Source organism: Acidovorax sp. (assembly GCF_021287135.1).
GTDB lineage: Bacteria > Pseudomonadota > Gammaproteobacteria > Burkholderiales > Burkholderiaceae_C > Acidovorax.
In genome coordinates, this window is the sequence record NZ_JAJTBB010000009.1 from 25,332 (window position 1) to 39,093 (window position 13,762).

13 protein-coding genes are annotated in these 13,762 nt (G+C 68.6%); 5 read left to right on the forward strand and 8 right to left on the reverse strand.

Going from position 1 to position 13,762, the window contains the following annotated elements; translation table 11 throughout:
* The first annotated feature begins 52 nt into the window (after nucleotides 1-52).
* From LWW96_RS01895 to LWW96_RS01905, 3 genes are read left to right on the forward strand one after another with little or no spacing between them, the layout of a single operon-like run.
* Nucleotides 53-1,822: an FAD-dependent oxidoreductase gene (locus tag LWW96_RS01895; protein WP_291483976.1), complete on the forward strand. Its 1,770-nt coding sequence runs from the start codon at nucleotides 53-55 to the stop codon at nucleotides 1,820-1,822.
* On the forward strand, nucleotides 1,812-2,177 hold the full coding sequence (locus LWW96_RS01900) for an NIPSNAP family protein (RefSeq protein ID WP_291483977.1): 366 nt from the start codon (nucleotides 1,812-1,814) through the stop codon (nucleotides 2,175-2,177). The genes LWW96_RS01895 and LWW96_RS01900 overlap by 11 nt, the downstream gene beginning before the upstream one ends.
* Nucleotides 2,178-2,236: 59 nt before the next feature.
* Entirely contained in the window at nucleotides 2,237-3,238 is a 1,002-nt protein-coding gene (locus tag LWW96_RS01905) for a tripartite tricarboxylate transporter substrate binding protein (RefSeq protein WP_291483978.1), read from the forward strand.
* Nucleotides 3,239-3,241: 3 nt separating this feature from the next.
* Here the strand turns inward: LWW96_RS01905 and LWW96_RS01910 are convergent, their stop codons facing one another.
* The 7 genes from LWW96_RS01910 to LWW96_RS01940 all read right to left on the reverse strand — a co-directional run bounded on the left by LWW96_RS01910 (nucleotide 3,242) and on the right by LWW96_RS01940 (nucleotide 10,276).
* Nucleotides 3,242-3,658, reverse strand: a complete 417-nt coding sequence (locus LWW96_RS01910; RefSeq protein ID WP_291483979.1) for a VOC family protein — start codon at nucleotides 3,656-3,658, stop codon at nucleotides 3,242-3,244.
* Complete coding sequence (glk, locus tag LWW96_RS01915; protein ID WP_291483980.1) at nucleotides 3,655-4,635, reverse strand: glucokinase; 981 nt, start codon at nucleotides 4,633-4,635, stop codon at nucleotides 3,655-3,657. Before glk ends, LWW96_RS01910 begins: the two co-directional genes overlap by 4 nt.
* Before the next feature lie 165 nt (nucleotides 4,636-4,800).
* A complete protein-coding gene (locus tag LWW96_RS01920) occupies nucleotides 4,801-5,868 on the reverse strand; it encodes an ABC transporter ATP-binding protein (RefSeq protein WP_291483981.1) in 1,068 nt (355 codons plus the stop codon).
* A 15-nt stretch (nucleotides 5,869-5,883) separates the two neighbouring features.
* Complete coding sequence (locus LWW96_RS01925) at nucleotides 5,884-6,753, reverse strand: carbohydrate ABC transporter permease (protein ID WP_291483982.1); 870 nt, start codon at nucleotides 6,751-6,753, stop codon at nucleotides 5,884-5,886.
* Complete coding sequence (locus LWW96_RS01930; RefSeq protein WP_291483983.1) at nucleotides 6,743-7,630, reverse strand: sugar ABC transporter permease; 888 nt, start codon at nucleotides 7,628-7,630, stop codon at nucleotides 6,743-6,745. The genes LWW96_RS01925 and LWW96_RS01930 overlap by 11 nt, the downstream gene beginning before the upstream one ends.
* 137 nt (nucleotides 7,631-7,767) lie before the next feature.
* Nucleotides 7,768-8,886, reverse strand: coding sequence for a carbohydrate porin (locus LWW96_RS01935; protein WP_291484020.1), 1,119 nt, complete (start codon nucleotides 8,884-8,886; stop codon nucleotides 7,768-7,770).
* A gap of 136 nt (nucleotides 8,887-9,022) precedes the next feature.
* On the reverse strand, nucleotides 9,023-10,276 hold the full coding sequence (locus LWW96_RS01940; protein ID WP_291483984.1) for an ABC transporter substrate-binding protein: 1,254 nt from the start codon (nucleotides 10,274-10,276) through the stop codon (nucleotides 9,023-9,025).
* Between the two features lie 175 nt (nucleotides 10,277-10,451).
* Between LWW96_RS01940 and LWW96_RS01945 the strand changes: the two genes are divergently transcribed.
* Together LWW96_RS01945 and LWW96_RS01950 are read left to right on the forward strand one after the other, a co-directional pair.
* On the forward strand, nucleotides 10,452-11,168 hold the full coding sequence (locus tag LWW96_RS01945; protein WP_291483985.1) for a response regulator transcription factor: 717 nt from the start codon (nucleotides 10,452-10,454) through the stop codon (nucleotides 11,166-11,168).
* A gap of 97 nt (nucleotides 11,169-11,265) precedes the next feature.
* Nucleotides 11,266-12,702 (forward strand): sensor histidine kinase, encoded by a 1,437-nt coding sequence (locus tag LWW96_RS01950; RefSeq protein ID WP_291483986.1) that lies wholly within the window; start codon nucleotides 11,266-11,268, stop codon nucleotides 12,700-12,702.
* Nucleotides 12,703-12,814: 112 nt separating this feature from the next.
* Here the strand turns inward: LWW96_RS01950 and tal are convergent, their stop codons facing one another.
* A complete protein-coding gene (gene tal / locus LWW96_RS01955) occupies nucleotides 12,815-13,762 on the reverse strand; it encodes a transaldolase (protein ID WP_291483987.1) in 948 nt (315 codons plus the stop codon).

The window sequence follows — 13,762 nt, forward strand, 5'->3', positions numbered from 1 at the left end:
GGGCCGCCCCCGGCGCTGTTCGCGACGCCCCCTCTACCAAGGAGACTGCCCCATGACCTCTTCCCTTCTTGCCCGCCAGGATCTCACGTGCGACCTGCTGGTCGTTGGCTCCGGCGCCGGCGGCCTGTCGACCGCCATCACGGCCCGCAAGCACGGCCTCGATGTGGTCGTGATCGAAAAGGCGCCGTGCTTCGGCGGCACCACCGCCTTCTCGGGCGGTGTGCTGTGGATCCCCGGCAACACGCAATGCGCTGCGCCCGACAGCCGCGAGGCCCAGCGGGCCTACCTGAAGGACCAGGCGGGCGCCTTCTACGAACCGGCCGCCATCGAGGCGTTCCTGGACCATGCGCCGGAGATGGTGGCCTGGTTCGAGCGCGAAACCGCCGTGCGCTTCGTTCCCACGCTCTACCCCGACTACCACCCCGACGCACCGGGCGGGGCGCCCGTCGGCCGCTCCATCCTGGCCGCGCCCTACGACGCAGGCCAGCTGGGGCCGGAGCTGGCACGGCTGCGCCCCCCGCTGGCCACGATCACCTTCGTGGGCATGATGTTCAACTCGTCCAACGCCGACCTCAAGCATTTCTTCCGCGCCACCAAATCGCTGGTGTCGGCCGCCTATGTGGCGCGGCGGCTGGGGGGACATCTGCTGGATCTGCTGCGCTACCGCCGCGGCGTGCAGGTGACCAGCGGCAACGCCCTGGCCGCCCGGCTGGCCAAGACCTGCTTCGACCTGGGCATTCCCATCCACACCGAGGCCGAGGCCCGCGAGCTGCTGCGCACGGACGACCGGGTGGACGGTGCGCGGGTTCACACGCCCCACGGCGAACTGCGCATTCAGGCCCGCCGGGGCGTGGTGCTCGCCTGCGGCGGCTACCCGCATGACGTGGCGCGCACCACGCGCCGCTATCCGCACCTGGCCCGCGGCGGTGAGCACCATTCCCCCGTGCCGGCAGAAAACACGGGCGACGGCCTGCGCCTGGCCGAGCAGGTGGGCGGGCGGGTGGACGAGCACTTTGAAGGCACGGGCACCGCCGCATGGATGCCGGTGTCCCGGGTGCCGATGGGGCCGGGCCGCACGGGCCTCTTTCCGCACCTGCTGGACCGCTACAAGCCCGGCATCATCGGCGTGCTGCGCAACGGCCGGCGCTTTACCAACGAATCCCACTCGTACCACGACGTGGGCGCGGCGATGATCGACGCCTGCCGCGACCAGGACGAGACTGCCATGTGGCTGCTCTGCGACCAGGCAACGCTCTCCAAGTACGGGCTGGGCTACGCCAAGCCCGCGCCCATGCCGGTGGGCGGGCTGGTCCGCAAAGGCTACCTCTTCAAGGGCCGCACGCTGGCCGCGCTGGCCCAGGCCGCCGGTATCGACCCCGCGGGGCTGGAGGCCACCGTGCGCGCCTACAACGAAGGCGCCCGCACCGGCGAGGACCGCCAGTTTGGCCGCGGCACCACCGCGTTCAACCGCTACCTGGCCGACCCGGACCAGCAGCCCAACCCGTGCGTGGCCCCCATCGGCGCCGGGCCCTACTACGCCGTGAAGGTGGTGATGGGCGACCTGGGGACCTTCGAGGGCCTGCGCACCACCACCGAAGGCCAGGTGCTTCGCGCCGACGGGCAGGCCGTGCCCGGGCTCTACGCCGTGGGCAACGACCGCACCAGCATCATGGGCGGCAACTACCCCGGCGCGGGCATCACCCTCGGGCCGGCCATGACCTTCGGCTGGATCACCGGCCGCCATGTGGCAGGCGCATGGCCGCCCGGCGCGGCACAGGCACCGGCACAGGCCGCCACCCCGGAGGCGCGCCATGCCGCATGAGCACCTGTCCCGCCCGCTGTCCAAGCCGCTGGTGGACCACCGCGTCTACACCATCCGGCTGCGCAAGATGGGGGAGTTTCTGGAGGTCTTCAACCGCATGGCCATGCCCGTGCTGATGCAGACGCTCGCACATCCCGTGGGCTTCTACGTGAGCCATGTCGGCCCCTTGAACCAGTTCACGCACCTGTGGGCCTACGACGACCTGGCCGACTATGAGCGCCGCTGCCAGGCCCGCGACAGCCACCCGGACTTTGCGGCCTACCTGGCCGCCTCCGAGCACCTGATCGTCGCGCAGGAAACCCGGCTGGTGCGCGCCATCCCCATGCCGGGCTGGAGGATGCCGCCGCACCCCTGAGCCCCCTTCCCTTATTTCCCCACCGCAAAAAAACGCAGATCAACACCAGGAGACACACCATGCACGCATCCCCTCTTCACACCCGCATCCCCCGCCGCAGCCTGCTGCGCGCCAGCGCGGCGGCCTGCCTGTTCGCAGCCGCAGGCACCGGCCTGGCCCAGCCGCACGCCTGGCCCAGCAAGCCGATCCGGCTGGTGGTGGGCTTTCCGGCCGGGGGCACCACCGACGTGATGGCCCGCGTGGCCGGCGCGGCACTGGCGCGGTCGCTGGGCCAGCCGGTGGTGGTGGACAACAAGCCGGGCGCCAGCGGCAACCTGGGCGTGATGGAAACCAGCAAGGCGGCCCCGGACGGCCACACGCTGATGGTGGCCCCTATCTCCGTGCAGACGGCCAACCCGTTCCTGTTCAAGCCCGCGCTGAACCCCGAACGCGACCTGCGCCCCGTGGCCAGCCTGGGCTACGCCCAGCTGTATCTCGTGGCCAAGAAATCCCTGCCCGTGCAAAGCGCCACCGACCTGGTGGCCCTGGCCAAGGCGGCGCCGGGCAAGCTCAGCTATGCGTCGGGCGGCCCGGGCACGCAGATGCACCTGGTGGGTGAACTGTTCAAGCAGCAGGCCGGCTTCGAGGCGGTGCACGTCCCCTACCGCGGGGCCGCGCCCGCGCTGCAGGACGTGCTGGCCGGGCAGGTGGATTACTACTTCGATCCCGCCACGGGCTTCCAGCACATCCGCGAAGGGCGGGCACGGCTGCTGGCCGTCACCGGCACCAAGCGCTCCGCCTTCTTTCCGGAAGCCCCCACGCTGACGGAGCTGGGCATCAAGGGCGTGGAACTGGGCAACTGGTTTGGCGTGTTCGCGCCCGCCGGCACGCCCAACGAGATCGTCAACCGCCTGGCGGGCGAAATCGCCAAGGCGGTCGCCCTGCCGGAAGTGAAGGGCCGCTTTGCCGACCTGGGGGCCGAGCCCATCGTGCAGGATGCCGCCACCTTCCAGCAAACCATCGCGGCCGAGACGCAGCTCCTGTCGGCGCTGATCCGCGAGCGCCGCATCGCCGTCGACTGAGGCTCAGGCCGGCGCCACGATCTCGATGGGCAGGCCGTCGGGGTCTGCAAAGAACGTGAACAGCGCGCCGGTGAATGGATCGGTGCGCACCGGCTCCACCGCCACGCCGTGGGCCGCCAGGGCGTGCAGGCTCGCCTGCAGGTCGGCCACCCGCAACGCCAGGTGGCGCAGGCCGCAGGCTTCGGGGTAGGACGGCCGCGGCGGCGGGTGGGGAAACGAGAACAGCTCCACCTGCGTCCCGTCCGGGAGCTGCAGGTCCAGCTTGTGCGACTGGCGTTCGGCACGGAACACCTCGTTCACGACCCGCAGGCCCAGCACCTCCACGTAGAAGTGCCGCGAGCGGGCGTAGTCGCTGGCAATGACGGCCACATGGTGCAGGCCCGTCACGCCGAGCATGGGACGCTCGCAGGCGCCGGTCATGCGTCCGCACCCGCGATGTCCAGCGCGCGCGAGGCGCCGTACAGCGCCGGCGTGGCGCTGGGGTCGATCACCCAGCAGGGAATGGTGGCCAGGTAGGGCTGGAAGCGCCCCTTGCCCTCGAACCGCGCGCGAAACGGCGACCGGTCGAACCACGCCCCCAGGCGCGGCACGATGCCCCCACCGATGTACACGCCCCCCCGCGCGCCCAGCGTGAGCGCCAGGTTGCCGGCCACATTGCCCAGAAAGCCGCAGAACAGCTCCAGCGCCTCCAGCGCCAGCGCGTCGCCCGACTGCAGGGCCAGTTCGGTCACCTCGGCGGCCGAGCTGACCTCCTTGCCGCCCCGCTGGGCCAGCCGGCGCAGCGCGTGGTACAGGTCCACCAGGCCGGCGCCGCAGACGGCCCGCTCGGCGGACACGTGGCCGTAGCGCTCCTGCAGGATGGCCAGCACCTCGAACTCGCGGCGCGTCTGCGCGGCCAGGGTCACATGCCCGCCTTCGCCCGACAGCGGCACGCCTTGCAGCGACCCCGGCGGAAACACCAGCCCCGACACGCCCAGCCCCGTGCCGGGCCCCAGCAAGGCGACGGCGCTGCCCGGCACGGCTTCGCCACCGCCCACCTGCCGCAGCAGGTCCGGGGTCAGCAGGGGCAATGCCAGGGCCAGCGCGGTGAAGTCGTTGATGACCACCAGCCGCTCAAAACCAAACGCCTCGCGCACCGCGCGCTGCGAGAAGCTCCAGCTGTGGTTGGTCATGCGGATCGCGTCGCCCGTGACCGGGTTGGCAATGCCGAAGGCGGCCTCTTGCGGCGTGGGCAGGCCCACCTCGTGCAGGTAGGCGGACAGCGCGGCGTCCACCGTCGGGAATTGCGCGCAGGGCAGCACGCGCGTGTCATTGAGCGGGGCGCCCGCCGCCGCCTGCCAGGCCAGGCGGATGTTGGTGCCGCCAATGTCGGCGAGAAGGCGCAGTGGGTGGTTCATGGTTCCAGAGGGGCGGCGTTTGCCGCTATGTTTTTGATAGCTTATCGCGCTTGCTACACAAGCGCAGGAGCCTCTTTTTACTGCAACCGCCGCTCCACGCAAAGACCAAAGTCCCGGACGGCGGCAATGGCTTCGCCCGGCGGCTTGCCCGCATGCGGCCCGGGCTCAGGCGGCCATGCGCGTTTCGGAAGGGGCGTCAAACCAGTGGGCGTGCGCGGGCGCCACCGACAGGCCCACGCGGTCGCCCGGACGCACGCGAGTTTGCGCGTCGGTGCGCAGGGTGACCGGCCCGGCTGCGGTGTCCACCATCACATAGGTGTCGGGGCCGGTGGGCTCGACCACGCTGACCTGGCCGCGCCAGGGCGCATCCTCGCGCAGCACCAGATGCTCCGGCCGCACGCCCAGCAGCATGTCGGGGGAGCCCGGCGGGGGCAGCAGATCCAGCGCCGCCCCCTGGATGCCGAACTGCCCGCCCGCCAGCACGCCCCCGCGCAGCAGGTTCATGGTGGGCGAGCCGATGAAGGTGGCCACGTAGGTGTTGGCCGGGCGGTTGTAGATCTCGTCGGGCGTGCCCAGCTGCTGCACCACGCCGCCCTTCATCACCGCGATGCGGGAGCCCAGCGTCATGGCCTCGACCTGGTCGTGCGTGACATACACGCTGGTGATGCCGCTGGCCTGGTGCAGGCGCTTGATCTCGGCGCGCATTTCCACGCGCAGCTTGGCATCCAGGTTGGACAGCGGCTCGTCAAACAGAAACAGCTGCGGCTGGCGCGCCAGCGCCCGGCCCATGGCCACGCGCTGGCGCTGGCCGCCCGAGAGCTGGCTGGGCCGGCGGTCCAGCAGATGGCTGATCTGCAGCATGGCCGCCACTTCGTCGATGCGCTTTTGGCGCTCGGCCTTGGGCATCTTGCGCATCTCCAGCGCAAAGCCGATGTTGTCGGCCACGCTGAGCGTGGGGTACAGCGCGTAGCTCTGGAACACCATCGCGATGTCGCGGTCGCGCGGGGGCATGCCCACCACGTTCTTGCCGCCGATGCGGATCTCGCCCTCGGTGGGCTCGTCCAGGCCCGCGATGATGTTGAGCAGCGTGGACTTGCCGCAGCCCGAGGGGCCGACCAGGATCAGGAACTCGCCGGGGGCGACGTGGATGTCCACCTTGCGCAGCACCTCCACGCTCTTGTCGCCCTTGCCGAAGCGCTTGTTGATGCCGGCAATATCCAATGAAGACGCCATGATTGCTTAACCTCTTTAACCCTTGACCGCGCCGGCCGTCAGCCCGCGCACGAAAAATTTGCCCGCCAGCACATAGATCACCATCGTGGGCAGGCCCGCGATGATGGCGGCCGCCATGTCCACGTTGTAGGCCTTCACGCTGGAGCTGGTGTTGGCCAGGTTGTTCAGCCCCACCGTCACCGGCTTGGAGTCGGTGCCCGAGAACACCACGCCGAACAGGAAGTCGTTCCAGATGTTGGTGAACTGCCAGATCAGCGTGACCATGACGATGGGCGTGGACAGCGGCAGCACGATGCGCCAAAAGATCTGCCAGAAGCTCGCTCCATCCATGCGCGCCGCGTTCACCAGCTCCTTGGGAATGGCCGCGTAGTAGTTGCGGAAGAACAGCGTGGTGCCCGCCAGGCCCGCCAGGCAGTGCACCAGCACCAGCCCGGTGATGGAGCTGGACAGCCCCAGCCAGCCCAGCACTTGGCTCATGGGCAGCAGCACCACCTGGAAGGGCATGAACACGCCGAACAGCAGCAGACCGAACAGCACGTCGCTGCCGCGGAACTTCCACAGACTGAGCACATAGCCGTTGACGGCGCCCCACACCGTGGAGATGAGCACCGCCGGCACGGCCATGGCCACCGAGTTCCAGAAGAACGGGCGCAGGCCGTTGCAATCCACGCCCGTGCACGCGCTCTGCCAGGCCGTGGACCAGGCCGCGCCGCTCAGGCTGCCGGGCAGCGCCAGCAGCGAGGTGTTGCGGATCTCCTCGGCGTCCTTGAAGGAGGTCACCAGCATCGCGTACAGCGGCAGCAGAAAGAACGCCGTGGCCAGCGCCAGCACGGCATAGACCAGCAGGCGGCCCAGCGACGGAAACAACAAGGGCTTAGCGGTCATGGGGCTTGGCTTTCAGTTCGCTGTAGAGATAGGGGACCACCAGCGCCGCCACGGTGGCCAGCATCATGGTGGCGCTGGCCGCGCCCAGGCCGATCTGGCCGCGCGAGAACGACATGGTGTACATGAAGGTGGCCGGCACGTCGGTGGCAAAGCCCGGGCCGCCGGCCGTGAGGGCCATCACCAGGTCGAAGCTCTTGATGGCCAGATGCGACAGCACCATGAGGGTGGAGAAGAACACCGGCCTGAGCGCCGGCAGCACGATGCGCCAGTAGATGCGCGGCAGCGAAGCGCCATCGACCTGCGCGGCCTTGATGATGCTGTCGTCGATGCCGCGCAGCCCGGCCAGGAACAGCGCCATGGCAAAGCCCGCGCTTTGCCAGATGCCGGCAATGACCACGCAGTAGATGGCCATCTCGGTGTCCACCAGCCAGCCAAATTCAAAGTGGGGAAAGCCCCAGTCGCGTACCATTTTCTCGATGCCGAGGCCGGGATTCAGCAGCCACTTCCAGGCCGTGCCGGTCACGATGAACGACAGTGCCATGGGGTACAGGTAGATGGTGCGCAGCGCACCCTCGGCACGGATCTTCTGGTCCAGCAGCACGGCCAGCAGCACGCCGATCAGCAGCGACCCGCCCACGTAGCCCGCGCCAAAGATGCCCAGGTTTTTCAGGGCCACCCACCAGCGGTCCATCTCCCACAGCCGCTCGTACTGCGCCAGGCCCGCCCATTCGTAGTTGGGCAGCATGCGCGAGACGGTGAGGCTGAGCACGCCGTTCCACACCATCAGGCCGTAAATGAAGGCAAAGCCCAGCACAAAGGCCGGCGCCACGACCAGCTGGGGCAGCCGTGCTTCCAAGGTGTTCTTCTTCATCGTCATCGTTGGCTGTTGAAAACCTCGGGGCAGCAGCCTCACTGCCCCCACAAAAAAAGGGGGGCGCGGAGGCCCCCCAAGAACAAAGCAACCTCTGAATCGCTAGTAACTCGCTATTTACACGGGTCCGGCGTTGCCGGCCCTCACCACCACACCTCGTACTGCACGCCCACCAGCGTGCGCGAGGTCTTGCCGTTGGCGCCAAAGGTGCTGGCGTTGGCCAGCGCGGCCGCCTGATTCCAGTTCGCCTTAGTCACGTACAGGCGCAGCTCGGGGCGGGACCAGAAGTCCTCGTTCAGGGCCAGGGCGCCTGCCAGCGTGACCTTCGACAGGCGCTGGTCGGCGCCCGAGCCCTTGCGGGTGGTCGTGGACAACTCCAGGAGGCCCTTGAAGTTTTTGGTGAACGCGTACGAGCCGCGCCCGCCCAGCGAGAAGTCCTTGGTCTCCACACCGGTCAGGTCGGCCTTGTTGGTCTGGTAGCCGATGAGGGCCTGGCCGCCAAACGGGCCGCTTTGCCAGTTGATGGCATCGGCAATCCGCGTGGACCGCCGGCCGGCGCTGGTACCGTCGATGGATTCAAACTCCCCGTCGATGCGAGCGTGGCCGCGCGATGTCTGCAGGTACAGCGTGTTGGTGATGCTGGGCAGGAGGAACTCCTTTTGCGTGTGCATCAGCGAGATGCCCGACCCCGACCCGCCGTTGACCTGCCCCGAGCCGCCCACGGCCGTGAGCAGCACCCGCAGCTTGCCGCCGGGGTTGGTGTTGATTTCGGACAGATCGGCGTTGAAGCGGCGCGCTTTCACGTTGTTGGGCTCGTTGTGGTCGAACTTGTCGCCCGTGAACATGCCCAGCCCCAGCTTCATGCCGCCCACCGGAATATCGGTGACACCCGCCCCGATGTTGTCGCCGTAGTTCAGCAGGAAGTAGTCGACGATGTGCACGTCCTGGATCCGCAGGCGGCGCTGGCCCACCCAGAACTTGGCCTCGGGCGAGAACGAGAAGCCGCTCATTTCCACGTAGGCCTGCTCGGTGGTGATGTCGCCGCTGCCCCACTTGGCCGGCATGTAGTTCACCTTCCACTGGATGCCGCCGGCCTCGAAGCCGCGGGCAAAGTTGACTTCGATGCCGTTGTCGCCCTCGTTGCCCAGGCGGAACTTCTGGAGCTCGCCGCCCAGCGTCAGGTTGCCCTTGACGCCGTCTTCGTGCCTGAACACCGGGCCACCACGCGAGTAGCCGTTGAACTCAAAGCCTGCCACGTCCATGGCAAACGCGCCATTCGCGCATGCGGCGGCCAAAGCCACCGCCGTGAGGCGGTTTCTTGTCTTCATGATGGGGTCCCCTCTTGTTGGTTTCAGCGCGTGCGCTGCAGCCGCCTGCGCGGCCTGCACGCGCCGTGTCTCACTTGGTTTTCGCGGCGGCCGCGATCTTCTTCATGGCATCGGCGACAGTGATCTTGTCGTCGTTCCAGAACTGGCTGACGGCGTCCTTGATGGCGCCCTCCGTGGCGGGGGCGATGGCCATGCCGTGGGCCGCGCTGGGCACCAGCCCACCGCTCTTGGCCGTGTCGACGAAGTCCTTGGCCGACGCCTTGGCGCAATCGTCAAACTTGTCCATGGGCATGCCGGCACGCACCGGAATGGACCCCTTGTTCAGGTTGAACACCTCCTGGAACGCAGGGCTCATGATGGCGCTGGCCAGGTCGCTTTGCGCCTTCTGCGCCGCGGCGTCCTTGAGCTTGAAGAGGATGAACGAGTCCACGTTGAAGGTGAACGCGTTGGCCGAGCCCGGTGCCGCCGCACACAGGAAGTCCTTGCCCGGCTGCTTGCCGGCCGCCAGGAACTCACCCTTGGCCCAGTCGCCCATCAACTGGAAGCCCGCCTTGCCCTGGATCAGCATGGCCGTGGCCAGGTTCCAGTCGCGGCCGGGAGCGCCGGGGTCGGTGTAGCCCTTGATGCGGCGGAAGGTCTCCAGCGACTTCTTCATGGTGTCGCTGGTGAGCGCGGTGTTGTCCAGCTTGACCAGCGCATCCTGGTAGAACTTGGGGCCGCCCACGCCCAGCACCACGGACTCGAAGGTGGTGAAGTCCTGCCAGTTCTGGCCGCCGTGCGCCACGGGCACGAGTCCCGCAGCCTTGAGCTTGTCGGCGGCGGCAAAGAACTCGTCCCAGGTCTTGGGCATGGCGGCCACACCCGCCTTCTTCAGCGCATCGGCGCTGCCCCACATCCAGTTCACGCGGTGCACGTTGACCGGGGCGGCCACGTAGGCGCCCTTGTACTTCATCACGTCGGCGACCACCTTGGGCAGCAGCTCGTCCCACTTCTCGGCCTTGGCCAGGGCGTCCATGTTGGCCAGCACGCCTTCGGAGGCCCACTCCTGAATGGCCGGGCCCTTGGTCTGGGCGGCAGACGGCGGGTTGCCCGAGATCACACGGCTTTTCAGCACGGTCATGGCGCTGTCGCCGCCGCCACCGGCCACCGCAAAGTCACGCCAGGTGTGGCCCTTGGCCTGCATGATCTTCTTGAGCTCGGCAACCGACTTGGCCTCGCCGCCCGAAGTCCAGTAGTGCAGCACCTCCACCTCGCCGGCACTGGCCGACAACGCCGCCGCCCAGCCCAACGCCACCACGGCGGCCACTCGTTTCATCTTCCACATACACATGTCTCCTTCGATGTCATGAACCACGGCTCGATTGGCTTCGCACGCCGCGGCCTTCCCGGTCCCAACCAACGCAAGCCGGTACTTTAATTACAATAATTAATTTTCCACTCAGGGCTTTCCCTCACTCACGGGGGGCGGGAAAACCGGGCTGTTTGATATGCTCATTCGCATGGCCACGATCCTGATTGTCGAAGACGACGCTCTTTTGCTCGACGCGCTGACCGGCCAACTTCAACAGCAGCAGTACAGCGTCTGCACGGCCTCCACGGTGGCCGGCGCCATGGCGGTGCTGCAGACGCAGGCGGTGGACGGCATCCTTCTCGACCTGGGCCTGCCCGGCGCGGACGGCATGGAACTGCTGACCTGGGTGCGCCGCCAGATCGCGGGCCTGCCGGTCCTGATCCTCACCGCGCGCGACGGCGTGGACGACCGCGTGCGGGGCCTCAACGCCGGCGCGGACGACTACCTCACCAAGCCCTTCAACATGCAGGAGCTGCAGGCCCGGCTGCAGGCCATGCTGCGGCGCGCCCGCCAGCCCGCGTTCACCCAGCCCAGCACCGCGGCGGTGTCCCTGCCCACGGCGCTGGGCCCGCTGGTGCTGGACCACACGGCGCGCGCAGCGGCACTCAACGGCACGCCGCTGGACCTGACGCAGCGCGAATGGGAACTGCTGGAGCTGCTGGTGCAGCGGTGCGGCGAGGTAGTCACCCGCGACGACGTGCTGGCCGCGTGGCGCGCCGGCCCGCCCGAGCCCGGCCAGACCGCCGCACCGCTCAACTCCAACGCACTGGAGGTCTATGTGCACCGGCTGCGCAAGAAGCTCGACGCGTCGCCCCTGAGCATCCGCAACATCCGCGGGCTCGGGTACATGCTGAACAGACCGTAGATGGGACACCCCCCTGCGGCGCTGCGCGCCTTCCCCCCGCGTGGGCCGCGCCAGTATCTGGCGTCATGGGCCTCACCGGGCCGGTCGGATTCTTGAGATGCGCCAGGTTCCAGGTGTTTCTCTGCAACGCAAGCTGCTGCTGTGGCTGCTGCTGCCGCAGCTGGTGCTGTGGCTGTCGGGCGGGTTCCTGGCGTGGCGGGTGGCGCTGCAAAACGGCGAGAAGGGCATTGACCAGACGCTGACGCAGTCGGTGCGCGCGCTGGCGCGGCAGATCAAGCCGATCGGCGACGGGCTGCTGGTGGACTTTCCGAAAGCCGCGCAGGACATCCTGGAGCAGGACCCGACCGACCGCGTGACCTACATGGTGTCGTCGCCGCCCGGGCGCTTCCTGCTGGGCAATGCGCAACTGCCGCCGCCCCCGCCCGTCACGGTGCAGGTGGGCGACCCCTACCTGTACCACGCGCGGCTGGACGGCAAGGCCGTGCGCGTGGCTTTGCTGGACGTGGACTACGGAACCCCGCAGTCGCGCCAGACGCTGCGGGTGCAGGTGGCCCAGAGCCTCACCGTGCGCGAGCGCATTGCGCAGGAACTGCTGGAGCAGATGCTGCTGCCCATGGGGCTCATGGGCCTGGCCTTGAGCGCCGTGGTGTACGCGGGCGTGCTGCGCGGGCTGCAGCCCCTCAAGCGCCTGGAGGCGCAAATCGACCGGGCGGGCGCCCCGCCCCAGCGCAGCGGCGACTTTGCGCTGCGCCCCATCGAGCTGACATCCGCGCCGCAGGAGGTGTACTCGCTGGCCAGCACCATCAACCGCCTGCTGGAGACGGTGGCCCGTGCGCAGCAGAAGGAAAAGCGCTTCCTCAACGACGCCGCCCACCAGCTGCGCACCCCGCTGGCGGGCCTGATCGGGCAGACCGAGCTGGCGCTGCACGAGAGCCGGGAGCCCGCCGTGCAGGACCGGCTGCTCAAGGTGCTGTCGGCGGCGCAGCGCAGCGCCCACCTGGTGCACCAGTTGCTGCAGCTGGCGCGGTCGGAGTCAACCGTGGAGATGCAGCCCCTGGACCTGGCGGCGCTGGCACGCGAGGTGGCCCGGGAATGGGCCGCGCGGGCCCTGGCGCAGGGCATGGACCTGGGCTACGAGGGCGAGGACGCCCTGCCCGTGCAAGGCCATCCGCTGCTGCTGCGCGAGGCGCTGAACAACCTGATCGACAACGCCCTGCACTACGCAGGCCCGGGCGCCAACGTGACGGTACGCGCCGCCCGCATGCCCGCCGCGCCCGGCGATGCCCCGCCCGCCCGCCCCTGGGCTCTGCTGCTGGTGGAAGACGACGGGCCGGGCGTGCCCGCCGAGCACCTGGGCGACCTGTTCGCGCGCTTCTGGCGCGGCTCGGACAAGGCCGGGGGCTGCGGCCTGGGCCTGTCCATCGTGGAGGAAATCGCCTTGCGCCACGGGGGCGAAACCGTGGCCGAGCCGAACGGCATGCGCGGGCTGCGCGTGGGGCTGCGCCTGCCGCTGGGGGACGCACCCGCGGCCTAGTTTGCTACATTTTTTATAGCTGCCAGCGCTTATTGCATGGGCGCTGTAGCCTGAAAACCCCTCAACTCTTGCGCGCACCCCACGCCCTGCGGTATGCGCGGGGCGCTTTGGCTCAGAGGGCGAGGATCAGCTTTTCCAGCTTGACCGCATCGGCCGCAAAGGCGCGGATACCTTCGGCCAGCTTTTCCGTGGCCATGGCGTCTTCGTTCAGTGCAAAGCGAAAGCCCGCCTCGTCGTAGTTCACCGCCGGCAGGTCCATGGACTTGGCCGCATCGGCGTGCAGGGCCCGCTCCAGCGGAGCGTCGCTGGCGGCCAGCTGGGCCAGCAGCTCGGGGGCGATGGTCAGCAGGTCGCAGCCGGCCAGGGCCGTGATCTGGCCCACGTTGCGGAAGCTCGCGCCCATCACCTCGGTGGCAATGCCGAAGCGCTTGTAGTGGTTGTAGATCTGCGTGACCGACTGCACGCCCGGGTCGTTGGCACCGCTTCTGGCGGCCTCATCCCAGCTGGCACCGGCCTGCTTCTTGTACCAGTCGTAGATGCGGCCCACGAAGGGCGAGATCAGCTGCACCTTGGCCTGGCCGCAGGCGACGGCCTGGCAGAAGGCAAACAGCAGCGTGAGGTTGGTGTGGATGCCCTTGCGCTCGAGCTTTTCGGCCGCCTGGATGCCTTCCCAGGTGGAGGCGATCTTGATCAGCACGCGGTCGATGTGCACGCCCTCGGCTTGGTACAGCTCGATGATGCGTTCGGCGCGGGCCACGGTAGCGTCGGTGTCAAAGCTCAACCGGGCGTCGACCTCGGTGGACACGCGGCCGGGGATGGTGGCCAGGATCTCGCAGCCAAAGCGCACCAGCAGGCGGTCGATGACCTCGTCCATGGCCCGGCCCTTCCAGCGGGCCACGGTTTCCTGCAGCAGCGGCGCGTACTCGGGCTTTTGCACGGCCTTGAGAATCAGCGACGGGTTGGTGGTCGCATCCTGGGGCTGGAACTGCGCCAGCTGCTTGAAGTCGCCAGTGTCGGCAACCACGGTGGTGAACTGTTTGAGGGCGTCGAGTTGGTTCAT